General features: G+C 32.0%; 21 protein-coding genes. 18 read left to right on the plus strand and 3 right to left on the minus strand.

Going from position 1 to position 22,992, the window contains the following annotated elements:
• Positions 1–191: 191 nt before the first annotated feature.
• The 7 genes from HNQ03_RS09615 (at position 192) to HNQ03_RS09645 (ending at position 7,766) form a co-directional block, all read left to right on the plus strand.
• Complete coding sequence (locus HNQ03_RS09615; RefSeq protein WP_173779458.1) at positions 192–662, plus strand: DinB family protein; 471 nt, start codon at positions 192–194, stop codon at positions 660–662.
• A gap of 87 nt (positions 663–749) precedes the next feature.
• Positions 750–1,505 carry a 23S rRNA (guanosine(2251)-2'-O)-methyltransferase RlmB gene (gene rlmB, locus HNQ03_RS09620; protein ID WP_173779459.1) on the plus strand — a complete coding sequence of 252 codons (756 nt, stop codon included), beginning with the start codon at positions 750–752 and terminating at the stop codon, positions 1,503–1,505.
• A gap of 52 nt (positions 1,506–1,557) precedes the next feature.
• Positions 1,558–2,610, plus strand: a complete 1,053-nt coding sequence (locus tag HNQ03_RS09625; RefSeq protein ID WP_173779460.1) for a DUF6263 family protein — start codon at positions 1,558–1,560, stop codon at positions 2,608–2,610.
• A gap of 16 nt (positions 2,611–2,626) precedes the next feature.
• Positions 2,627–2,854 (plus strand): hypothetical protein, encoded by a 228-nt coding sequence (locus HNQ03_RS09630; RefSeq protein ID WP_173779461.1) that lies wholly within the window; start codon positions 2,627–2,629, stop codon positions 2,852–2,854.
• Positions 2,841–5,387, plus strand: a complete 2,547-nt coding sequence (locus HNQ03_RS09635; protein ID WP_173779462.1) for a YfhO family protein — start codon at positions 2,841–2,843, stop codon at positions 5,385–5,387. Before HNQ03_RS09630 ends, HNQ03_RS09635 begins: the two co-directional genes overlap by 14 nt.
• 95 nt (positions 5,388–5,482) lie before the next feature.
• Complete coding sequence (locus HNQ03_RS09640) at positions 5,483–6,775, plus strand: glycosyltransferase family protein (RefSeq protein WP_173779463.1); 1,293 nt, start codon at positions 5,483–5,485, stop codon at positions 6,773–6,775.
• A 4-nt stretch (positions 6,776–6,779) separates the two neighbouring features.
• Entirely contained in the window at positions 6,780–7,766 is a 987-nt protein-coding gene (locus HNQ03_RS09645; RefSeq protein WP_173779464.1) for a YpdA family putative bacillithiol disulfide reductase, read from the plus strand.
• A gap of 30 nt (positions 7,767–7,796) precedes the next feature.
• On the opposite strand, the gene HNQ03_RS09650 is transcribed toward HNQ03_RS09645, so the two are convergent.
• The 3 genes from HNQ03_RS09650 to HNQ03_RS09660 form a co-directional block, all read right to left on the minus strand.
• Positions 7,797–8,360 carry a YceI family protein gene (locus tag HNQ03_RS09650; protein ID WP_173779465.1) on the minus strand — a complete coding sequence of 188 codons (564 nt, stop codon included), beginning with the start codon at positions 8,358–8,360 and terminating at the stop codon, positions 7,797–7,799.
• A 99-nt stretch (positions 8,361–8,459) separates the two neighbouring features.
• Positions 8,460–10,133: a glutamine--tRNA ligase/YqeY domain fusion protein gene (locus tag HNQ03_RS09655; protein WP_173779466.1), complete on the minus strand. Its 1,674-nt coding sequence runs from the start codon at positions 10,131–10,133 to the stop codon at positions 8,460–8,462.
• A 252-nt stretch (positions 10,134–10,385) separates the two neighbouring features.
• On the minus strand, positions 10,386–12,278 hold the full coding sequence (locus HNQ03_RS09660) for an endonuclease (protein WP_173779467.1): 1,893 nt from the start codon (positions 12,276–12,278) through the stop codon (positions 10,386–10,388).
• A gap of 103 nt (positions 12,279–12,381) precedes the next feature.
• Here HNQ03_RS09660 and HNQ03_RS09665 point away from each other — a divergent pair, with 103 nt between their 5' ends.
• The 11 genes from HNQ03_RS09665 (at position 12,382) to rplT (ending at position 22,915) form a co-directional block, all read left to right on the plus strand.
• Positions 12,382–13,053: a phosphatase PAP2 family protein gene (locus HNQ03_RS09665; protein ID WP_173779468.1), complete on the plus strand. Its 672-nt coding sequence runs from the start codon at positions 12,382–12,384 to the stop codon at positions 13,051–13,053.
• 87 nt (positions 13,054–13,140) lie between these two features.
• Complete coding sequence (locus HNQ03_RS09670; protein ID WP_173779469.1) at positions 13,141–14,268, plus strand: acyl-CoA dehydrogenase family protein; 1,128 nt, start codon at positions 13,141–13,143, stop codon at positions 14,266–14,268.
• 213 nt (positions 14,269–14,481) lie between these two features.
• The gene (locus tag HNQ03_RS09675; protein WP_173779470.1) at positions 14,482–17,400 is read left to right on the plus strand and encodes a reprolysin-like metallopeptidase; all 2,919 of its coding nucleotides are present in this window, start codon (positions 14,482–14,484) and stop codon (positions 17,398–17,400) included.
• 99 nt (positions 17,401–17,499) lie between these two features.
• Entirely contained in the window at positions 17,500–17,967 is a 468-nt protein-coding gene (locus HNQ03_RS09680) for a pyrophosphohydrolase domain-containing protein (RefSeq protein WP_173779502.1), read from the plus strand.
• 81 nt (positions 17,968–18,048) lie between these two features.
• Positions 18,049–18,609: a thioredoxin family protein gene (locus HNQ03_RS09685; protein WP_173779471.1), complete on the plus strand. Its 561-nt coding sequence runs from the start codon at positions 18,049–18,051 to the stop codon at positions 18,607–18,609.
• Between the two features lie 7 nt (positions 18,610–18,616).
• Positions 18,617–19,219, plus strand: a complete 603-nt coding sequence (locus HNQ03_RS09690; RefSeq protein WP_173779472.1) for a DUF4230 domain-containing protein — start codon at positions 18,617–18,619, stop codon at positions 19,217–19,219.
• A 9-nt stretch (positions 19,220–19,228) separates the two neighbouring features.
• Positions 19,229–19,420: a hypothetical protein gene (locus HNQ03_RS09695; protein ID WP_173779473.1), complete on the plus strand. Its 192-nt coding sequence runs from the start codon at positions 19,229–19,231 to the stop codon at positions 19,418–19,420.
• Between the two features lie 97 nt (positions 19,421–19,517).
• Complete coding sequence (gene thrS / locus HNQ03_RS09700) at positions 19,518–21,437, plus strand: threonine--tRNA ligase (protein ID WP_173779474.1); 1,920 nt, start codon at positions 19,518–19,520, stop codon at positions 21,435–21,437.
• A gap of 135 nt (positions 21,438–21,572) precedes the next feature.
• Entirely contained in the window at positions 21,573–22,085 is a 513-nt protein-coding gene (gene infC / locus HNQ03_RS09705; protein WP_173779475.1) for a translation initiation factor IF-3, read from the plus strand.
• 165 nt (positions 22,086–22,250) lie between these two features.
• Entirely contained in the window at positions 22,251–22,448 is a 198-nt protein-coding gene (rpmI, locus tag HNQ03_RS09710; protein ID WP_173779476.1) for a 50S ribosomal protein L35, read from the plus strand.
• A gap of 122 nt (positions 22,449–22,570) precedes the next feature.
• Complete coding sequence (gene rplT / locus HNQ03_RS09715) at positions 22,571–22,915, plus strand: 50S ribosomal protein L20 (RefSeq protein ID WP_173779477.1); 345 nt, start codon at positions 22,571–22,573, stop codon at positions 22,913–22,915.
• The last annotated feature ends 77 nt before the right edge of the window (positions 22,916–22,992 follow it).

The following is a 22,992-nucleotide window of genomic DNA, read 5'->3' on the forward strand; positions in this document are numbered from 1 at the left end:
TAAGGAATACTGCTATAATCTATAATGTTATACCGTAAAGTTTTGTCTATCAATACTTTAATTATAAATTGCAATGTATTAATATAAAAAAAATGTGTTGCATTATTTTATAGACACTTATGATTGTCACTCCTCTACTTTTGTAATTTTCACTTAATTACGCTATTTTTGACGCATAATATTTTGAAAATATGAACTATCATTTTCAAGTGCATCTGCAAATTAGAAAGAATTTATTAGATATTCTTCAAAAAAATTCTGTGGAAGATTTGCTTATCATTCCGGACGGTTATAACAATAATATCTATTGGAATATTGCGCATACTGTTGCAACTGAGCAGCTTTTGCACTATTATTTAAGTGGAAATCCTTTCAGAATAGACAAATATTGGGTAGAAAATTATAAAAAAGGTACTTTACCAACATCAGAAGTTTCTGCAACAGAAGTTGAAGATTTAGGATTTCTTTTAACGGAAACTTCAAAAATTTTGATGAAAGATTATGATGCAGATTTCTTTTCAGATTACACACCTTACACCACAAGTTTTGGAATGGATTTGAAAAATATACAAGATGCAATTATATTTAATAATATTCACGAATCCTTGCATTTAGGATATGCAATGGCACAAAAGCGCGCTATAATTGGCGAGCAATTTTAGAAATAAAATGAAATCTATATAATTAAAAAGAAATCCTATGAAGATTTTTCCGATTATATATGATTTTATAAACAATAAAAATTACAAATGAAAGACGACTTTATATTTGGGTTAAGACCTGTGATGGAAGCTTTAGAAGCTGGAAAAACTATTGATAAAATATTTTTGCAAAATGGATTGCAAGGGCAAAATTTTGCAGAATTGAAATCTGCATTATCAAAAAATAAAATCCGCGCAAACTATGTTCCCATTGAAAAATTGAACAGATTTACGAGAAAAAACCATCAAGGTGTGGTTGCTTTTATTTCCGATGTTCCTTTTCATTCTATAGAATCTATTGTGCCAGAATTATTTGAGGCAGGAAAAAATCCATTTATTTTAATTTTAGATAGATTAACGGATGTTAGAAACTTTGGTGCTATTTGTAGAACTGCGGAATGTGTAGGTATAGATGCGATTGTATTACCAGAAAAAGGAAATTCACCCATAAATTCTGATGCTATAAAAACCTCTGCCGGAGCAATTTATAACCTAAAAATTTGCAAAGAAAAAAATCTTGCAAATACGGTTGACTTTCTACAGAAATCTGGAATTAAAGTTTTTGCAGCTACAGAAAAAGCCCAAAAGCTAGCTTTTGAAGTAAGTATGAAAGAGCCTTGCGCAATAGTGATGGGAAATGAAGAAACGGGAATTTCTAAGGAAGTTTTGCATAGAGCGGAAGAAAAAATAAAACTGCCAATAGTTGGCAAAACGCAAAGTTTGAATGTTTCTGTTGCCTGTGGAGCATTGCTTTATGAAGCTACCAGACAAAGATGGGAAGCTACATTAGCTGAAAATATTTAAAATTGAAACAATTATTAGTTTTTAATTACCAGTTGTATTATAAAAAAATTAGATGAAAAAAATTACGGTACTTTTCGTACTTTCTTTAGCAATAATTTCTTGTAAAAAGGAGGCGAAAACAATCACAAAAATAGATCCTACAACAGGAGATACGATAAAGATTGAAGTTGCAAATGAAGCAGATTCTATCAAAATGATAAAAGAAATGTCTGCCAAAGCTGCCATCAAAGATTCTGCAGGTTATTTTGTGCAAAATTTTAATTTAGAAAAAGGTAAAACCTACCCTTTTACTACTTTTCAAAAAGAATCTATTTCTGCGGTTGCTCCTAATGGAGAAAAACAAAATATGACGAGAGAAACTACAGATGAAGTAAATTTTACTGTAAATAATTTTGCTCAGGATATTTATGATATTACCATCAATTTTGCATCAAAAAAAACTTCGCAAACTGCACAAGGAAAAACGGTGAGTGTAGATACCAAAAAACCAGCTCCAACAGAAGAAGGTCTTAAAAACAAATGGACTCTGGACAAAGCAATGGTAGGCAATAAATTGAATATGAAAATGAGCAAGCAAGGTAAAATTATTTCTATAACTGGATTTGAACCGGCTTACTCCAAATTTTCTGCAACCATCAATAGTCTTACGAAAGATGCAAACATCAGAAAACAATTGTTGGCAGAATCGAAATCAGGATTCAACGAAAAAAATCTTACCGAGCAATTTTCCAAAAACATCATGATTTTACCAAAAAAAGGTGCAAAAATTGGTGACAAATGGAGTGTATCCGAAAATGCATCTGCAGACGGAAAAGTGAAAGTGACAACCAACTATACATTAAAGAAAATAGAAAATGGTGTTGCGGAAATTACGCTAACAGGTGGGATTCCAAAACAAAATCAAAAAAACACGATGAACGGTGTTACAAGAAGTATAAGTTCAGATTTTAGCCAAAATGGAAGCTTAAAATTTGATGTAAATTCTGGCTGGATCGTCAATCAAAATATAGATGTGAAAACGACTCAGAAAGAAACCATCAATGATGGCAAGCAATCGCAAAGTATGACGACGACTACAAATTCTTCTGTAATTGTAAATCCTTAATTATTAAACATTTACCATGGTAAAAACATTAATACTATTAATTCTAGCGACGATCATTATATTTTTCACTTGGAATATTTTGAAGAGAATTTTCTTTAATAAATTTTACAACTATTTCGGACAAAATATGCCGAATCAAAATGTAAACGAAAAGAAAGAAAATAGCATCAACCAAAATGTAAAATGGGATGCAGAAACAGTAGATTACGAAGAAGTAAAAGAAGATAAATATGAAAAAAAATAAAAATCTTCTATTTAGCTTAGGAGCTCTTGTACTGTTTATTATCATTGGGTTTTTATATGCAAATCCTGTGATTTCTGGCAAACAACTTTTTCAGCACGATATTATACAATATAAAGGAGGTGCGAAAGAGCTGCTAGATTTTAGAGATCAAAATGGAAAAGAAACCTACTGGAGTGATAGTATGTTTGGTGGCATGCCAACTTATCAAATGGGATCACAATTTCGAGGAGACATCATCAAAAAAATTGATGATGTTTTAAATTTTTTACCAAAACCAGTTAATTACTTATTTCTACTTTTTTCAGGGTTTTTCCTTTTGGGAATGGTGGTGGTCCGAGATTGGCGATATGCACTTTTGGGAGCTACATTTTTCGGTCTCTCTACTTATTTTTATATCATCATTGCAGCCGGACATAATGGAAAAGTGCATACCATTGCTTATTTTGCGCCACTCCTTGCTGGGATTTTATTGGTTTACATCAGGAAGAATTATGTTGTAGGTTTTATTGTTACTACCTTATTTATGGGATTGCAAATTGCTGCAAACCACCCACAAATGACGTATTATCTTTTCCTAGGATTAGGATTTTTGTTTTTATCTGAATTAGTAAGAGCTATACAGAAAAAAACTCCCTTAAAACATTTTTTTATTTCATCTGCAGTTGTTGCTTTTGCCTTTATATTAGGAGTTGGGATGAATTCTCAGCGCATCATGGCAAATGCAGAATATGTGAAAGAAACCGTACGTGGAAAGCAAATTTTAGAAAATAAAGATGCTGGAAATTCTACAAATGGAATGGACAAAGAGAGCATTTTGATGTGGAGCTATGGAAAATTGGAAACCTTAAATCTCTTTATTCCTAGATTAATGGGAGGTGGATCCAACGAACCAGAAGGAGAAGCAATGATGACGAGAATCCAAGAAATGGTGCAAGAAAATGTACAATCTCAACAAGAAATGGATAGAGTTTCCAAAGGTTTTGGAAATTTAACCTATTGGGGAGATCAACCAGGAACTTCTGGTCCAGCGTATCAAGGAGCAGTTGTCGTATTTTTAGCAATTTTAGGATTTTTCTTTGGATGGAAAAAATATAGATATTGGGTTTTAGGAGCTTCTATTCTGACGATACTTTTAGCTTGGGGAAGTAATTTTCAAATTGTATCCGACTTTTTCATTGATTTTGTACCATTTTACAATAAATTTCGCGCACCTTCTTCTATTTTGGTTGTTGTAGAATTATTGTTTCCATTGATTGCCATTATCGGTTTGTACAGATTTTTTAATGACGAAAAATTAACAGAAGAATATAAAAAGAAAATCCTTTTTTATGTTTCTGGCTCAATTTTAGGAATTACTATCTTGTTATTAGTTTTTGGAAAATCACTTTTAGGTTTTTACACAGATAATGAAAAAACTTATCTACCGCCATTTTTGCTGGATTATCTCGTTGATGAAAGATACAAATTGTTTAGTGCAGATGCGATAAAAGCAATTCTTTATGTTGCAATCGTTGCCGCAGCTTTATTTTTAGGTTTAAAGAAAAAACTGAATGCTAATGTTGCATTAGTTGTTATTGGTCTTGTAAGTTTTTTCGATCTTTGGTCTGTCAATCAAAGATATTTGAATGAAGATAATTTTGTAGATTCTGTATTTGCAGAGCAACCATTTCAAACAGAAATTTCTGATTTAGTGGTTGAAAAAGTGGGCGATAATAAAGAATTGCAATCTATTCTACAAAATGCAAGAGTGAATAAGGTTTTAGAAACCATTGCCGAAAAAGATCAAAAGCATTACAGGATTTTCAATCAATTGATCAATCCTTTTGGAGAAACGAATACTTCTTATTTTAAATCTTCCGTTGGTGGCTATCACGCAGTAAAATTAAGAAGATATGATGATTTAATTAATGAATATTTCTTTGCAAAAGATTCTATACAAGGTGCAAAAACCTCTTTAATATTGAATTTATTAAATACAAAATATATTATTGGTGGTACTTTAGAAGAACCGCAAGTTCAGATAAATCCGGAATTTAACGGAAATGCTTGGTTGGTTTCGGATATAAAATTTGCTAAGAACGCGAACGAAGAATTAAATTTAATAGGTGAAGTTGATACCAAAAAAACTGCAGTCGTTAATATAGAAGATCAAAAATATTTTCAAGGTAAAGGTTTGGTAGAAGATTCTACCGCGGTGATGAAACTTGATGATTACAAAGCAAATTATTTATCTTTTACCAGCGAATCTAAAACGCCACAATTGGCAGTTTTTTCCGAGATTTACTATCCATATGGCTGGATAATTTCTATCGATGGGAAAGAAGTTCCATATATAAAAGCGGATTATCTTTTGAGATCTGTATATGTTCCAGCAGGAAAACATACTGTTTCTATGGTTTTTGAACCTGAAGTTATCGGAAAAGGAAAAATAATTTCTATGATTGCGTTTGCCCTATTTTTATTGTTGAGTATTGCTGGATTGTTTTTGCTTTATCGTAATAAAAATGTACCGAATTTGGTAATAAAAGAATAAACTATTTTGTTTTACTGTTGATGTTTTTCAAAATTTTTACTGTTTACATATTTTTATTTAAAAAATAAGTTGAAATATTCTCATAATTTAAAATAGTGATCAAACCAAAAAAAATCTTAATCATTTCCTACTATTGGCCACCTGCAGGTGGACCAGGTGTACAAAGATGGTTGAAATTTGTAAAATATTTACCAGAATTTGGGTGGAATCCTACTCTATTCATTCCCGAAAACCCGAGTTATCCTTTAATAGACGACACTTTGGTAGATGAAGTTCCAGATAATCTAGAAATCATTAAAACTAAAATATGGGAACCTTATAGAATTGCAGAGATTTTCGGGAAAGCCAATAAAAAATACAAAGCCGGACAATTTGATTTAAAACAAAACCAGAACTGGAAATCAAAACTATCCATCTTCATCCGTGGGAATTTTTTCATACCAGATGCCAGAGTTTTTTGGGTGAAACCTTCTGTGAAATTTTTGAAAAAATATTTGCGAGAAAATAATTTTGATGCCATTGTAACCACTGGTCCGCCACATTCTATGAATTTGATTGGATTAAATCTGAAAAAAGAATTCCCAAATTTAAAATGGATTGCAGACTTTCGAGATCCTTGGACAGAAATTTCTTATTATAAACATCTTAAATTGACAAAAAGTTCTGATGCAAAACATAGAAAATTAGAGCAACAAGTTTTTGATTTTGCCGATATTACTTTGGCAACAAGCTATACAGATGCCGAGAATTTTAGAAAAAAAGGTGCAAACGCATTTTGTATTACCAATGGATTTGATGGCGAAATATTTGATTCTTCATTTAAAAATAAAAATGAAAAATTTATAATGAGCTACATCGGAGTTTTAGAACAGCTTCGAAATCCGGAAATACTTTGGAAAGTTTTAATTAAAATTTTAAATGATAATCCTGAGTTCAGGAAAGATTTTCAATTAAAATTTGTCGGAAAAATAGACGCAAATATTTTATCAAATTTAGAAAATTCAATATTAAAAAATTTTATTAATAATTTGAATTACCTACCCCATTCGGAATCTGTATTGGAAATGCAAAATTCGGATATGTTGCTTATAACTAATTTTAATAATGAAAATTCTGCGGGAATTATCCCTGGGAAATTATTCGAATATTTGCAAACAGGAAATACTGTATTATCTTTTGGTCCAAAAAATAGCGATGTTGCAAAAATTTTAGAAGAAACAAATTCTGGTAAGCATTTTTCTCTGGAAGCTGATTTAAATTTAGAAAAATTTATTTTAGAACGATACGAAGATTGGAAAAGTGGAAATTCTCTCGCGATTGAAAAGGATATTTCTAAATTTAGTAGAAAAAATCTAACAGAAAAGTTGGCGCAAACTTTAAATAAATAATGAAATGGAAGAAAAAATGTGGGATATTATTATCATTGGAGCTGGACCAATTGGGTTGAATTGTGCACTAGAAGCGGAAAAAGAGGGACTGTCTTATTTGATCATAGAAAAGGGAACGATTGTAAATTCACTCTACAATTACCCTTTGTATATGCAGTTTTTTTCTACAGCAGATAAACTAGAAATTTCGCAAATTCCATTTATTACAACTTCTACAAAACCAGGCAGACAAGATGCTTTGGAATATTATCAAGGAATTGCGAGACAAAAAAATGTTAATATAAAATTGTATGAAGAAGTTTTAAAAATTACTAAAAGTGAAAATTTTTTTATAGAAACTTCCAAGGGTAAGTACGAAGCAAAAAATGTGGTAATAGCAACAGGATTTTATGATTTCCCTGTTCTGCTGAATGTGAAAGGTGAAAATTTACCAAAAGTACTGCATTATTACAAAGAAGCTTATCCATTTGCAAACCAGAAAGTTGTGGTTGTAGGTTCTAGCAATTCTGCTGTAGATGCAGCTTTGGAAACTTATCGTAAAGGTGCAGACGTTACCATGATTATCAGAAATTCTGAGTTTTCTAAAAGTGTAAAATATTGGGTGAAACCAGATATTGAAAATCGAATAAAAGAAGGTAGCATAAAAGCTTATTTTAATTCACAAATTGTAGAAATTACAGAAAATTCGGTTATTTTCAAAGATGAAAATGAAGCAAATTTAGAAATAGAAAATGATTTTGTACTTGCGATGACGGGATATTTGCCCAACTTCGAATTTTTAAAAAATGCTGGAATACAATTGCAAGATAATAATCTGAAACCTATTTATAGTGATGAAACTATGGAATCTAACATTCCAAATTTATATTTGGCAGGTGTGGTTTGTGGTGGAAAAGATACGCATCTTTGGTTTATAGAAAATTCTAGAATTCATGCCAAAATAATTGTTGGGGATATAATTTCTAAACAAAAAATTGCCACTTCTGTGTAAAAGTGGCAATTGATATAGTATAATTAGTATCTAGTTCGCTGTCAAATTGATTTTCATATCGATATCATTTTTAATAACGACGTCCTTCATTGCAGATTGATATTCTACGTTAAAATCTTGTCTATTGAAACTAAATTTATCAGATTCTAAAGTCAAAACCTTTCCTAGAGTCAATTTTGCTGGAAAAGAAACCTTCTTTGTAATTCCTTTTACAGTTAGATTTCCGTTAATCATAAAAGGAAAAGCTGCATTATTACTTTTAGAAATAGAGGTAATCACATAACTTGCTAATGGAAATTTTTCTGTTTCAAAGAAATCTCCATTTTTTAAATGGCCATTAAATTTTTCTAAAGTTCCGCCAGAAAGATCTGTAGATGTAAGCGAATTCATATCGAAAACAAAACTTCCACCAGTTACACTTTTTCCTTTCACTACGAAGTATCCAGATTTTAAATCAATAGTTCCGGTGTGAGAAGATGCTGCAGTTTTTGCTACTTTATAACCCCACCAATTGATGGTTGAAGAAGTTACTTTTTTGTTTTGTGCCATCGCAAACGTTGTAAAAAATGTTGCGATTAAAATTAGGTATTTCATATTTTATATTAAATTTTGTTGCAAATATAGTTCTTGTTCTTATTTGATAAATTGAAGTAAGATAATAAATATTCAGAAAAAATTATTAAAAAAAATCAATTATTCTGGCTTAAAACCATCCTTCAAAGTAACCGTTTGGTTGAATATTAATTTATTTTCTGAGGAATCTCTATCTTTCGCAAAATAACCTAAACGCTGAAATTGCAAAGCTTTTTCGATCTCTACTTCTGCTAAAGCAGGTTCGCCAAAACCACTTATAATCGTCATTGAATTTGGATTTACGAATTCTAAAAAGTCAGTTTCTTTCTCTGCATCTGGTTGTTCTACGGTGAACAATCTTTCGAACATTCTCACTTCCAATGGAATTGCATGTTTTGCAGAAACCCAATGCAGAGTTCCTTTTACTTTTCTTAAACTTTCTTCAGTTCCACTTCCAGATTTACTTTTTTCATCATAAGTAGCATAAATAGTCGTGATTTCTCCGTTCTCATCTTTATCAACCCTTTCTGCTTTAATGATGTAGCCAGATTTCAAACGAACTTCTCCACCTAATTTTAATCTGAAAAATTTCTTGTTGGCTTCTTCTTTAAAATCTTCTTTTTCTATATACAATTCTCTGCTGAAAGGCACTTTTCTTAGTCCCGCAGATTCATCTTCTTGGTTATTTTCTGTTTCCAACCATTCTTCTTGGCCTTCTGGATAATTTTCTATAATTAATTTTATAGGATCCAAAACCGCCATCATTCTATTAGCAACTTTATTGAGATCTTCGCGTACACAGAACTCTAAAAGAGCAATATCAATCAAATTTTCACGTTTTGCAACGCCTACTTTTTCTATAAAATTTTTGATGGAATTGGCCGTATAACCTTTTCTACGCATACCAGAAATTGTTGGCATTCTAGGATCGTCCCAACCTGTTACCACTTTTTCTTCCACTAATCTTTGCAACTTTCTTTTAGAAGTAATCAGGTATGAGACATTCATTCTAGCGAATTCTCGCTGTTTATTTCTAACGGTACCATCTTTATATATTTGGTCTAAATACCAATCATACAAAGGTCTATGATTTTCAAATTCTAAACTACAAAGGGAATGCGAAATTTGCTCTAGATAATCACTTTCGCCATGTGCCCAATCGTACATTGGATAGATTTTCCATTGGTCGCCAGTTCTGTGGTGCGTTTTTTTCAAAATTCGGTACATTACAGGATCGCGCATATTCATATTGGGCGATTTCATGTCTATTTTTGCGCGCAAACTCATTGCTCCCACTTCAAAATCTCCATTTTTCATGCCTTCAAAAAGTTTTAAACTTTCTTCAGCAGGTCGGTTTCTGAACGGTGAATCTACACCTTCTTCAAATGGGGTTTTTCTTTGCTCGGTAATAGCTTCAGACTTTTGCTCATCTATATAGGCTTTTCCATTTTTTATCATTTCAACAGCCCAATTGTACAATTCATCAAAATAATCTGATGCGTACAATTCTTTATCATACTTAAAACCCAACCAATCAATATCTTTCTTGATGGAATCTACAAATTCTTGCTCTTCTTTTTCTGGGTTGGTATCATCAAAACGAAGATTTACTGGTGCGCCGTATTTTTCGCCTAAACCAAAATTAATGCAGATGGCTTTGGTGTGCCCAACATGCAAATAACCATTTGGTTCTGGTGGAAAACGAAAACGCAATTGGTCTTTAGGTAAACCATTTGCGATATCTTCTTCTATAATTTGTTCTATAAAATTCAGGGATTTGTATTCTTCTTCCATATCTTTATTTAGGCTGCAAATTTAGGGATAATTTTACCAAAAATAGGATGGAATGATATTTAGAAATCAACATCCATGTAAATTCGCACGAAAATATTTTGAGCACTATTAAATTTTTTCATTTAAAAATGATGATCTAATGAAATACATCTTTTGAAATCAAAAAGAACATTTTCTGGCCGATTAACCTAGTTTTTAATAATTTATCAATTTAATCCTACTAAATACCATATGTAAATTTTTATTGAAGTATTAATTTTTTATAAATTTTAAATTCTTACCAGCTACTTGCAAATAGTATACGCCAACATTTAACTTAGAAATATTGATGGATTTTTTATTTCTAAAAGGTGCAATTTCGGAAAGTAGTAATCTTCCAGTTGCATCATAAATTTTCACATCTGTTATTTTTTGTAAATCGTTACCCTTTAAGAATATTTCGTTTTGAGCGGGATTTGGATAGATGATAAATTGATTTTCATTCGCAAATTCAATAACATTCAGGACAGAATCTGTACCTAAATCTACTGTATAATCGTTTGGGTGTTGCGTCCATTCAGAAATTGTAAAATCTGATCTTGGATCCGTAACGTCCATATTTCTATATAAAGATTGATTGTTTAATGTGTTTGAAGTATCTTTAAAACCTATAGCATCTACTGTTGTATAATAAATATCATAATTATTTGTGGAAACTGTTTTCAAATATTTTGTAGCGTAAGCAAGTTCTACATATTGCGTCCCAGTGAAAGTTAATGGTGGAGCTGCAGTTACGAAATTTGCTTGGTCTACGGTGTAATTTGGAAAACTAGCAAAGGGATTGATGATCACTTTTCTTTCATTCGGAGCCAAAGTTCCTTCTAGCATATAACTACCGCTAAAATAATAGGTAGTTCCAGTTCCTTTAAATTGAATGGACAAATGATAATTATTTAGAACAACATCATGTCCAGTTTTATTCATAATTTCTATAGCAGAGTTGGATTGATTACTTCCCGAATTTGTAGATCCTTCTATGTATTTTGTAATCATCAAATCTTTTGCGAGAATATCTGCACCAACCGTAGAAACTGATAATACGTTGCTGTCTACAGATTGCAAATATCCTTTATCATACGCTCTTACCGTAAAATTATATGTTGTATTTGGCGTTAAGCGATCTGCCACAAAATTGGTTGTTTTTGTGTAACCAATATAATTTCCATTTTGGAAAACTTGATAGCCAAGAAAGTCTGTATCTGCAATTTGTTGCCAAGATAATTTAACAAAAGATTCACCAATTCCATTATTGATAAGTAAAGCAGGAGCTTGTGGTGCAATTGCATCTGCAGTTTCAGACCAAATCATATTCACCCATTCTGGATGATCTATAAATGGATTTCTGGTTTTTTCTATATTAAAAATAGCATTATTTCTATTGATTTCTCTCGGTGAAACGGGATCCAGAGTATTCCATTCTTTCAACATAGTGATATACCAATCTTCATATCCTTTTTCTTCACTCCCATCAAGTGGACACGTAGAAAGTTGGTGATTAAAAGATTTTAAAGAACCTTCATACCTCGTCACAAAATATAATAAATATCTCGCAACATCGCCTTTAAATTCATCTATAGGTTCGTACACTAAATTAGAATATCCTGGAGTTGTACTATTTCCTAGTTTGCTGCCATTCGAGAACAATCTATTGTTTCCGTTGTTTCTTGCATACGGATAATTACTTCTTCTCTGGTTGATGTACGCATCTGCAGGAATCAAATAATTCATATCAGAATACATTGGATAAACACCATAATAGGTACTTTGTGGCATCCCGTGTTCTCTATTAAAACCCTGTCCTTCTGCAGAAGCAGTACCAACAATTTGTGTTGGAGTATAGCTGTAAGCATCTGGTCCAGTAGGATTTTCTGAATAAATATCTAGAATTGTTCCATCGTTTTCGTAAATATTGTCAATATCTGTGGTGGCGTAAAAATCTGTAACATCGCTGTAATTATAAGCATAATGTTTTGCAGAAATTATTTGACTAATTTTATTTTTTAAAGCATAACCAGTTAATCCACTTGTACCGTCGTAATATCCGGTAGGAATTTGTGCTAGACTAAAAAAAGGCATCAATAAGAGAAAATATAAAGATTTTTTCATGTTTAATAATTGTAATATGCAAAATTACGGATTTACAATGGAAAAAGGTTTTAATTCTATATGAACAAAACGTTATTTTTGCAAAAGAAAATTTTTCTTTTCAATGAAAAAAATTGGGTACTTTTTAAAAAACTATTATTTAAATAAATCTATTTACTTATTAATTTCTGTAGCTTTATTTTTTATTTCCTTGTGGATTATATTTCTGATTACAGATGAGATCGTTCTAGAAAAAGAAACTTACTTTGATGAGACAATTTTTTCATTATTTAAAAATTTTATCCGAAATGAAAGATTGGATAAAATTGTTCAAACAATTACCAATTTATCTTCCCCAACTTTTATTAAGTTCTTCTTTCCAGCATTGGTATTGCTATTATTTATAATTAAACAGAAAAAGAAAGCAATATTTCTGTTTATTTCTGGAATTGGAGGCATTATATTATTAGTAGTTTTAAAAAATATATTTGCGCGAGCAAGACCTCCCTATCCTTTATTATTTTCAGAAGATGGTTTTAGTTTTCCTAGTGGACATGCTACTTTTAGCTTCGTTTTTTATGGCGCAATTGCTTATTTAATTTGGCTAACCCAACTTCCGAAATTTTTGAAACTAACACTGATCACTTTGATAGTTTCACTTTCTATCGCTATTGGTATCAGTAGAATTTATCTACGTGTACACTATCCAAGTGATGTTTTAGCAGGATTTTGCTTGGGTTACAGTTGGCTATTGATGATGATTTATATCTATAGAAAGTGGTTTCCTTTAAATTAAAATTCTTTTTTTGAGAAATAAATGATTTTTTAACTAAAATTTTTCTATTTATTACAAAATATTTACCTTTACAAAATATACAACTTTATGAACGACAACCTAAAAATGATTGCTGAAACAGCAAGAGATTTTGCAGAGAAAAAAATAAGACCAAACATAATGGAATGGGACGAAAGTCAAACTTTCCCAAAAGATTTATTTCATGAATTAGGTGAAATGGGTTTCATGGGTATCGTAATTCCAGAAGAATATGGTGGTTCTGGCCTTGGTTACCATGAATACGTAACTATATTAGACGAAATATCGCAAGTAGATCCTTCGATCGGATTATCAGTTGCAGCACATAATTCTTTATGCACCAATCATATATATGAATTTGGAAACGAAGAGCAAAGACAAAGATGGTTGCCACAATTGGCTTCTGGAAAAGTTATCGGAGCATGGGGTCTTACGGAGCACAACACAGGATCTGATTCTGGTGGTATGAGTACTACCGCTGTAAAAGATGGCGACGATTGGATTATCAATGGCGCAAAAAACTTTATTACGCATGCAATCTCTGGAGATATTGCTGTTGTAATGACGAGAACAGGTGAAGTTGGAGCAAAAAACAATTCCACTGCTTTTGTAATTGAAAAAGGAACAGCTGGTTTTACATCTGGAAAAAAGGAAAATAAACTGGGAATGAGAGCTTCTGAAACTGCAGAATTAATTTTTGATAATGTAAGAGTTTCCGATGCAAACAGACTAGGAGAAGTTGGTTCTGGTTTCAAACAAGCCATGAAGATATTAGATGGTGGTAGAATTTCTATAGCTGCACTATCTTTAGGAACTGCAAGAGGTGCATACAAAGCAGCTTTGCAATATTCAAAGGAAAGAAAACAGTTTGGAAAAGCTATTAATGAATTTCAAGCAGTGAATTTTATGTTAGCAGATATGGCAACAGAAATTTCTGCGGCAGAATTATTAATTCAAAAAGCTTCTAATCTAAAAAATGCTAAAGAAAAAATGACTGTAGAAGGTGCAATGGCGAAATTATATGCATCCGAAGCTTGTGTAAGAATTAGTAATAATGCTATTCAAATTTTTGGAGGCTACGGTTACACGAAAGATTTTCCAGTAGAGAAATTCTACAGAGATTCTAAATTATGTACCATAGGAGAAGGAACTTCAGAAATCCAAAGATTGGTAATTGGTAGAGAAATTTCTAGATAATTATTTTTCTTATTTAAATTACAAACCGATTCAAAAATGAGTCGGTTTTTTTATTCATTCATCTCAAAAATATAGTGAAATACGATAGTTTTAACATAATTGCAAAAAGGTTTAAAATTTGATAATAAAAAAGTTTTTTGTTTCATAATAATTCATACATTTGATTCCCTTAATAAGGAATAAAAAATAACGAATTTTAAAATCTTAAACAAAATGAAAACAAAACTATTATCGATCGCCTTTATGGCTGTTACCGGTTTTTCCTTTGGTCAAGCCGGTTCTTTGTGGACTAATACTGCAAGAAATGCAGGAACGAAAGTTTTAGAAAATAAACTTTCTATTAACAATCCCCAGTTATATTCCTTAAATATTGATGGTCTAAAATCTGCACTAGAAAATGCACCCAAAAAATTAGGAAAAAACGAAAAATCTCAAAATATTATCCCTTTTCCAACGGCTAATAATACAATGGAAAATTTTAAAGTTTCAGAGTTATCTAATTTTGATCCAGCTTTAGCAGCAAAGTATCCAGAAATTAAATCATATGTTGGTCAAAGTTTAGAAAATCCTACAAATATTATTTATTTCAGCGTTTCTCCATTAGGATTATCTTCTATGGAAATTAGCGCTGATGATTCCGCTGTTTTTATAGAACCGTACACAAAGGACAATTCAACTTATATTGTTTACAAAAAATCTGATAAAACATCAAGTTTAAGTAAATTTGAATGTGCTACTATTGATGATGCTAAATCTCAAATAGTAAGTAATATGACTGCAAGACCAAATGCTGATGATGCAAAATTGAGAACTTTCCGTTTAGCAATGTCTGTAACAGGTGAATATACTGCCTATTTTGGAGGAACAAAAGCCTTGGCATTAGCAGCAATTAACAATACAATGACAAGAGTTAATGCTATTTTCGAAAAAGATTTTTCTGCTCGAATGGTATTAATTGCAAATAATGATGCGGTAATTTATACAAGCGCATCCTCTGATCCCTACTCAGCTTCAAGCAGCATGGCTAATTGGAATTCTCAATTACAATCAACCTTAACTTCTGTAATTGGAGAAGCAAATTATGATGTTGGGCATCTATTTGGCGCATCTGGTGGTGGCGGAAATGCTGGTTGTATTGGTTGCGTTTGCGTAAATGGAAGCAAAGGAAGTGGATACACTTCTCCTTCAGATGGTGTACCAAGTGGTGATAATTTTGATGTAGATTATGTAGCGCATGAATTGGGACATCAATTTGGAGCTAATCATACATTTTCAATGAGCAATGAAGGAACTGGTGTAAATATGGAGCCAGGTTCTGGATCAACTATAATGGGTTACGCTGGAATTACTAGTCAAGATATTCAAGCACATTCTGATGCTTATTTCCACGCTGTTAGTATCCAACAAGTAACAGATAATATTAAAACTAAAACATGTCCGACATCTACAAATACTGGCAATTCAATTCCAACTGCTAACGCTGGTTTAGATTTTACCATTCCTAAAAGTACTCCATTTATGTTAACAGGAGTTGGAACAGATGCTAATGGTGACGTTTTAACTTACAATTGGGAACAATTGGATAATGCTTCTAGTTCGCAAACAGGAGCAAGTTCAGCAGCTACTGCTACTAAGACTTCTGGTCCAACTTTCAGATCTTATCTATCCACAACAACTCCAACAAGGTACTTCCCTAACATGTCGAGAGTTTTGGCCGGTGCTACTACAACATCAGGTTCAGAAATAGTGGTTGAAGCTTTGCCATCTGTTGCAAGAAATTTAAATTTCAGATTTACAGTTCGAGATAATAGACCTTCTGGATCTGCAAATAATTCTGACGATGCCATAATTACTGTAAATTCTACAGCAGGACCTTTCGCAGTTACATCGCAAGCAACCAGCACTTCTTACACGGGTGGTTCTTCACAAACGATTACTTGGAATATAGCTGGAACAACTGCAAATAGTATCAATGCTGCGAATGTTGATATTTTATGGTCAAACAATAATGGAAATTCTTGGACTACATTATTAGCAGCAACACCTAATGATGGTTCGCAAGCGGTTACTATTCCAAATGCTACAACTTCTACTGGTAGAATTATGGTAAAAGGAAGTAATCATATTTTCTTTAATGTAAATACAGCAAATATTACTGTTTCCGCGGGTTCAAGTGATACCATCGCTCCTACTGCGCCAACTCTATCTGCTTCTGGTACAACTACAAATTCTACCAATCTATCTTGGAGTGGAGCAACAGATAATGTAGGAGTTAATGGATATAACGTATATCAAAATACTGCACTTTTGGGATCTACAAGTTCAACAAGTTATTCTGTTTCAGGACTTTCAGCTGCAACTAATTATTCATTTACAGTAAAAGCGAAAGATGCTGCAGGAAATATTTCAGCTTCAAGTAACACAGTTTCCGTAACTACACTTTCAAATGCTGTAAACTATTGTACTTCTTCAGCTACAAACACTTCTGATGAAAGAATAGGAAATGTAAAATTTAATACCATCAACAATAGTTCTACTGGCACTTCTGGATATGAGAATTTCACTTCAATATCAACAAATATCACAAGAGGAACAAATTATACATTATCTATTACTCCAACTTGGAGTTCTACAAAATACAATGAAGCCTACGCAGTATATATTGATTACAATGGAAATGGATTATTTACAGATTCTGGCGAAACAGTTTGGACCAAAGCTGCATCTACTACAACTCCAGTAACAGGCTCAGTTACAATTCCTGCTTCTGCCAAATTAGGCGCAACAAGAATGAGAGTTATAATGCAGTACAATGTAGTTCCAACTACACCGTGCGGAACTTTCACCTATGGACAAGTGGAAGATTATACAGTAAATATCAACTCTGCTGCAAGAGAATCTATTGGTGTAGAAAATATGGTTCAAGATTTCACTATTTATCCAAACCCTGTAAAAGGCAATATTCTGTATATTAAAAATAATGAATCAAAAGATTTTAATATCTTCGATATGACTGGGAAATTGATTAGTTCCGGAGTTATTACTGAGCAACAAATAAATATTGATAGACTTTCCGCAGGTGTTTATCTTATTCAAATTGGAAAAACATCAAAGAGATTTATCAAACAATAAAAAGTACTTTATTAAATTATCAAAAAACCGTTTCTTTTTAAGGAGCGGTTTTTGTTTATAGGTTTGAATGTTTATATTTGTCTAATATTAAGAATAATGATGCAAAAAATAGATCCACTCAATCAAGTGGCAGAATTTCATAAAACTTTCAAAGCTCCAATTTTAGAAAATCCCGAAATTCCATCAGCAGAAAGATGCGAATTAAGAGTTTCTCTTCTTCAAGAAGAATTAGACGAATTAAAAACAGCGATAGCTGATAACGACTTGGTAGAAATTGCAGATGCATTGTGCGATTTGCAATATGTTTTGAGCGGGGCAGTTTTAGAATTCGGTTTAGGAGAAAAATTTCCAGATTTATTTAATGAAGTTCAAAGATCAAATATGTCTAAAGCTTGCGAAACAGAATTACAAGCGCAAGAAACTGTGGCACATTATTTGGAAAAAGGTGAAGAGGCTTTTTACGAAAAATCTGGTGAGAAGTATAATGTTCATAGAACTTCTGATCATAAAGTCTTAAAAAATAAATATTATTCTGCAGCGGATTTGAAAACAATATTAAATAAATAACATTGTAAGGCTGCAATCTACTATTTACATAGAAACTTCCATAAGGCGTGGTGATTCTATGATGTAAATCAAAATTTAATTATGAAAAAATATATTACAAAATTAATCTTAGCGTCTGGTTTATTGATGATCACGCAATCTTGCGAAGCACAGAAAGTGGTAGTAAATAGAGAAGTAGAAACTACATCAGATGGGAAGATGCTACTCGGAACTCAAACAGTTTCTCAGTTTGAAAAAGCACCTTACGATTCTTGGTACAAACAAGGAAAAGAAGAATATCAAATCAACGCAGAGGCAATTGAAGGTTTGAAAAAACAAAAATTTAAAACTTATGCCATCACCGTTTTTTTAGGAACATGGTGCGAAGATAGCCATAGAGATTTTCCAAGATTTATGAAAATTGTGGAAGCAACAGGTTTTCCAGAAGATAAATTAACGATAATTACTGTTAATAGAAAGAAAGAATCTCCAGATGGTGAAGAAGCACAATTAAATATTCAAAGAGTTCCAACATTTATCGTAAGCAGATATGGAAAAGAAATAGGAAGAATTATAGAATTTCCAACATCTGGCTATTTAGAAAAAGATCTTTTAGAAATATTAAAAAAAGATGATTCTTCTATAAAAGATATTTTTAAATAAAATTTTGATGGATAAGAAATCGATTATTTTTTTACTTTCTGGCGCTATCATTGTTCTTTTAATCTTGTTTGGTATCAACAAATGCAGTTCCATTAGCCAAGAAAAATCTACCAGCTACAATTATTTGCTTACAAACCAGATAACAAAAATGAATAAAATGGTGGTTGTAGAACAAGATTTTTCTAGCATCCAAAAAACCAAATTATCTTTTGAAATACTAGGAAAAAAAATCTCTGATAATGAAATCGTTACCCTCACAAATACCAATGCTCAGGTTTCTTATGATTTGAAAAAGATGAAATTGGAGGTAGATTCCATCAATAAAAAATTGATCATTAAAGAATTGCCTAATGCGGAAATAAAGATAAATCCTAATGTAGAAATACAATCAATGGACGATTCTTTCATCAATAGAATTGACGAAAATCAAATAAAAAAAGTGACAAAATCTGCAAAAGATGCCGCTGTAAAAAGAGTTGATCAAAATCAATTGAGAAGTGAAGGGAGAAATCAATTAAAAGAAAACCTCAATCAGATATTTATTTTAGCAAAAGCACTAAAATATGAAATTGTAGATGAAACAGGACAAATTGATACTACAAAATTATAATTTAAAACAATGAATACAGAAGATAAAAACCAAGAGTCTACCGAAAAAATTTCTGAAGCACAAAGACAAAAACAAAATCAAGATTTTGAAAATATTCCTGCAGCCTCTGAAAATCAAAATCCTCCGGATATTGACAAGAGCGATATAGAAAAATCTTCTGAGACAAATGAGGAAGGCAAAATGGAAAACGAAGAAAAATAGTCTACAAACAGAATTCACTTACATCTTTTATTATCGTGAATTTCTTTCTAGTAAAAGAAATTTTCGTATTTTTGCATATTAATTTTTCAGTTCAATTATGGTAAATATTACACTTCCTGATGGAAGCATCAAAAATTTTGAAAATCCAGTTACTCCGCATGACATTGCGCTTTCTATAAGCGAAGGTTTGGCGAGAAATACCATTTCTTCAATAGTAAATGGTACACAAGTAGAAACAACTACAACAATTGATAAAGATGCAACGGTACAATTACTAACCTGGAATGATAGTTTGGGTAAGAAGGCTTTTTGGCATTCTTCTGCTCACCTTTTGGCACAAGCAATTTTAGCCTATTTTCCAGAAGCGAAATTAACCATCGGTCCAGCTATAGAAAATGGATTTTACTATGATGTAGATTTTGGTGAAGAAGTTCTTTCTGAAAAGGATTTTGAAAAGATTGAGAAGAAAATGCTAGAAAATGCTAAAAAAAATAGCAGCTTTTCATTATACTCAGTGTCAAAAGAAGATGCACTTTCGGAATACAAAGACAATATATACAAGCAAGAATTAATTTCCAATCTTCAAGATGGGGAAATCACTTTTTGCAAACATGATGATTTCACAGATCTTTGTAGAGGTGGTCATATTCCTTCTACAGGAATCGTGAAAGCTGTGAAAATCTTAAATGCAGCAGGAGCATATTGGAGAGGTGATGAGAAGAATAAACAATTAACACGTGTTTATGCAATCTCTTTCCCAAAACAAAAAGATTTAACGGAATATTTAGAATTACTAGAAGAGGCAAAACGCCGTGATCATAGAAAATTAGGTAAGGAAATGGGTATTTTCGCTTTTTCTGAGAAAGTGGGAGCAGGATTGCCATTATGGTTGCCGAAAGGAACTATTTTAAGAAAAAAATTAGAAGATTTCTTATCAAAAGCTCAGAAAAAAGGTGGTTACGAATTTGTAATGACTCCACATATTGCCAATGTAGAACTTTATAAGACTTCTGGACATTATGAAAAATATGGAGCAGATAGTTTTCAACCCATAAAAACTCCGCATGAAGGTGAAGAGTTCTTTCTAAAGCCAATGAACTGTCCGCACCACTGCGAAATATATAAAACATCGCAATGGAGCTATAGAGATTTACCAAAAAGATATGCAGAATTTGGAACAGTTTATAGATATGAACAATCTGGCGAATTGCATGGATTAACGAGGGTGAGAGGTTTCACGCAAGATGATGCACACATTTTCTGTACTCCAGATCAATTGATGGATGAATTCAAAAAAGTAATTGATTTAACGCTTTATGTTTTTAATTCCTTAGGTTTTTCAGATTTTACCACACAAATTTCTTTAAGAGATCCAGAAAATAAGCAAAAATATATCGGTTCTGATGAAAATTGGGAGAAAGCTGAAAATGCAATTATCACTGCTGCAAATGAAAAAAATCTAAAAACTGTAATAGAATACGGCGAAGCTGCATTCTACGGACCAAAGTTAGATTTTATGGTGAAAGATGCATTAGGAAGAAGTTGGCAATTAGGAACTATTCAAGTAGATTATAATTTGCCAGAAAGATTTGAATTGAATTATATTGGTAATGATGGTGAAAAGCACAGACCAGTGATGATCCATCGTGCACCATTTGGTTCTATGGAACGTTTTATTGCTATTTTAATAGAAAATACAGCTGGAGAATTTCCATTATGGTTGGCTCCAAATCCTTATATTCTATTGCCAATAAGTGAAAAATTTGCAGATTATGCAGAAAAAGTTTCTGAATTGCTAGAAAATAACGATATTAGCGGAGAAATAGATGCAAGAAACGAGAAGACGGGCAAGAAAATACGAGACGCAGAGATGAGCAAATTTCCATTTATGTTGATTGTTGGTGAGAATGAAGCCGCGAATGGCACTGTTTCTGTAAGAAAACGTGGCGAGGGAGATTTAGGAGAGATGAAACTGGAAGATTTTATTTCCATGTTTAAAAAAGAAGCAACTATCTAAAAAAAGACTAAATTTGCAAACGAAATAAAAAAGATTATATTATCTTTATAGAAAAATAACCATTTAAAATATACTACAATAGCACAGAAAAGATTTTACAACAGAAGAACTCCTAGACGTCAGGAAGATTTACACATGATCAATGACAAAATCCGCGCGAATGAACTTCGTTTGGTAGGAGACAATATAGAAATAGGACCAGAACAAGGTGTATTTTCATTAGCGAAAGCGCAACAAATGGCAAAAGATCAAGAATTAGATCTTGTCGTTATTTCAGATAAAGCTGAACCTTTTGTTGCAAGAATTTTAGATTATAAAAAATTCTTGTACGAGCAAAAGAAGAAGACTAAAGAGCTGAAAGCGAAGCAGGTAAAGGTTGTGGTAAAAGAAATTCGTTTCGGTCCACAAACTGATGATCACGATTATGATTTTAAGAAGAAACACGCAGAAAAGTTTTTAGAAGAAGGTGCTAAGTTGAAGACTTACGTATTCTTTAAAGGTAGATCTATTGTTTTTAAAGATCAAGGGGAAATTCTTCTACTACGTCTTGCACAAGAATTGGAGCACGTGGGAAAAGTAGATTCTTTGCCAAAATTAGAAGGAAAAAGAATGATCATGATGATGAGCCCGAAGAAACCTGCAAAATAATTAATTGCAAACTTACATTATAAATAGAACCACGAAAATTTTCGTGGTTTCTTATTTTATCAAATAAATGAAATTAAATAGTATAAAAGTATTGTCTACATCAATATTTATCGTACTTTTGCACACTGTAATAGTTGATAACAAAACCTTTTAAAAAGCAGAAAAATGCCAAAATTAAAAACAAAATCAGGAGCTAAAAAGCGTTTTAAGCTTACCGGAACTGGTAAAATTAAAAGAAAAGGAGCTTTCAAAAGCCACATTTTAACCAAAAAAGAAACCAAGCAAAAGAGAAATCTTACGCAAACTTCTTATGTTGCAAAAGTGGATAGAAAAAGTGTACTTCGCCAATTAGCAATTATTTAGTTTTTATAAATCAATCGGTTTATAAGAATTGAATATCATTCAATCAAGTAATTTAACCCTGAAATAGTGCAACAAAGTGCAATGAAATAGCTTGCCGCCTCTTTCAAAAAAACAAATTTAATATGCCAAGATCAGTAAACGCAGTAGCGTCTAGAGCGAGAAGAAAAAAAGTAATGAAACTTGCGAAAGGTTTTTTCGGAAGAAGAAAAAACGTTTGGACAGTAGCGAAAAACGCGGTAGAGAAAGCAATGTCTTATGCTTACCGTGGTAGAAAAGAAAAGAAAAGAAATTTCCGTGCATTATGGATCATGCGTATCAACGCTGGTGCAAGACAGTACGGGATGACATACTCTCAATTTATGGGAGCATGCAAAAAACACAACATAGAATTGAATAGAAAAGTATTGGCAGATTTAGCAATGAATCATCCAGAAGCTTTCAAAGCAGTTGTAGATCAAGTAAAATAGTAATTCATTTGTTATCAACATTACAATCCTGGATATTTTATCCAGGATTTTTTTTATCTTTACATCTTAAAATCAGA

The organism is Frigoriflavimonas asaccharolytica (genome assembly GCF_013294015.1).
Taxonomy (GTDB): domain Bacteria; phylum Bacteroidota; class Bacteroidia; order Flavobacteriales; family Weeksellaceae; genus Frigoriflavimonas; species Frigoriflavimonas asaccharolytica.

Excerpts from the sequence above, each read along its gene's own strand:
- HNQ03_RS09625 (WP_173779460.1), top strand. The coding sequence starts at position 1,558 with ATGAAAAAAATTACGGTACTTTTCGTACTTTCTTTAGCAATAATTTCT.
- infC (WP_173779475.1), top strand. The coding sequence starts at position 21,573 with ATGATCAATGACAAAATCCGCGCGAATGAACTTCGTTTGGTAGGAGAC.
- HNQ03_RS09690 (WP_173779472.1), top strand. The coding sequence starts at position 18,617 with ATGGATAAGAAATCGATTATTTTTTTACTTTCTGGCGCTATCATTGTT.
- rpmI (WP_173779476.1), top strand. The coding sequence starts at position 22,251 with ATGCCAAAATTAAAAACAAAATCAGGAGCTAAAAAGCGTTTTAAGCTT.
- HNQ03_RS09630 (WP_173779461.1), top strand. The coding sequence starts at position 2,627 with ATGGTAAAAACATTAATACTATTAATTCTAGCGACGATCATTATATTT.
- HNQ03_RS09645 (WP_173779464.1), top strand. The coding sequence starts at position 6,780 with ATGGAAGAAAAAATGTGGGATATTATTATCATTGGAGCTGGACCAATT.
- HNQ03_RS09655 (WP_173779466.1), bottom strand. The coding sequence starts at position 10,133 with ATGGAAGAAGAATACAAATCCCTGAATTTTATAGAACAAATTATAGAA.
- HNQ03_RS09685 (WP_173779471.1), top strand. The coding sequence starts at position 18,049 with ATGAAAAAATATATTACAAAATTAATCTTAGCGTCTGGTTTATTGATG.
- HNQ03_RS09680 (WP_173779502.1), top strand. The coding sequence starts at position 17,500 with ATGCAAAAAATAGATCCACTCAATCAAGTGGCAGAATTTCATAAAACT.
- HNQ03_RS09675 (WP_173779470.1), top strand. The coding sequence starts at position 14,482 with ATGAAAACAAAACTATTATCGATCGCCTTTATGGCTGTTACCGGTTTT.
- HNQ03_RS09650 (WP_173779465.1), bottom strand. The coding sequence starts at position 8,360 with ATGAAATACCTAATTTTAATCGCAACATTTTTTACAACGTTTGCGATG.
- HNQ03_RS09670 (WP_173779469.1), top strand. The coding sequence starts at position 13,141 with ATGAACGACAACCTAAAAATGATTGCTGAAACAGCAAGAGATTTTGCA.
- HNQ03_RS09695 (WP_173779473.1), top strand. The coding sequence starts at position 19,229 with ATGAATACAGAAGATAAAAACCAAGAGTCTACCGAAAAAATTTCTGAA.
- thrS (WP_173779474.1), top strand. The coding sequence starts at position 19,518 with ATGGTAAATATTACACTTCCTGATGGAAGCATCAAAAATTTTGAAAAT.
- rplT (WP_173779477.1), top strand. The coding sequence starts at position 22,571 with ATGCCAAGATCAGTAAACGCAGTAGCGTCTAGAGCGAGAAGAAAAAAA.
- rlmB (WP_173779459.1), top strand. The coding sequence starts at position 750 with ATGAAAGACGACTTTATATTTGGGTTAAGACCTGTGATGGAAGCTTTA.
- HNQ03_RS09660 (WP_173779467.1), bottom strand. The coding sequence starts at position 12,278 with ATGAAAAAATCTTTATATTTTCTCTTATTGATGCCTTTTTTTAGTCTA.
- HNQ03_RS09635 (WP_173779462.1), top strand. The coding sequence starts at position 2,841 with ATGAAAAAAAATAAAAATCTTCTATTTAGCTTAGGAGCTCTTGTACTG.
- HNQ03_RS09615 (WP_173779458.1), top strand. The coding sequence starts at position 192 with ATGAACTATCATTTTCAAGTGCATCTGCAAATTAGAAAGAATTTATTA.
- HNQ03_RS09665 (WP_173779468.1), top strand. The coding sequence starts at position 12,382 with ATGAAAAAAATTGGGTACTTTTTAAAAAACTATTATTTAAATAAATCT.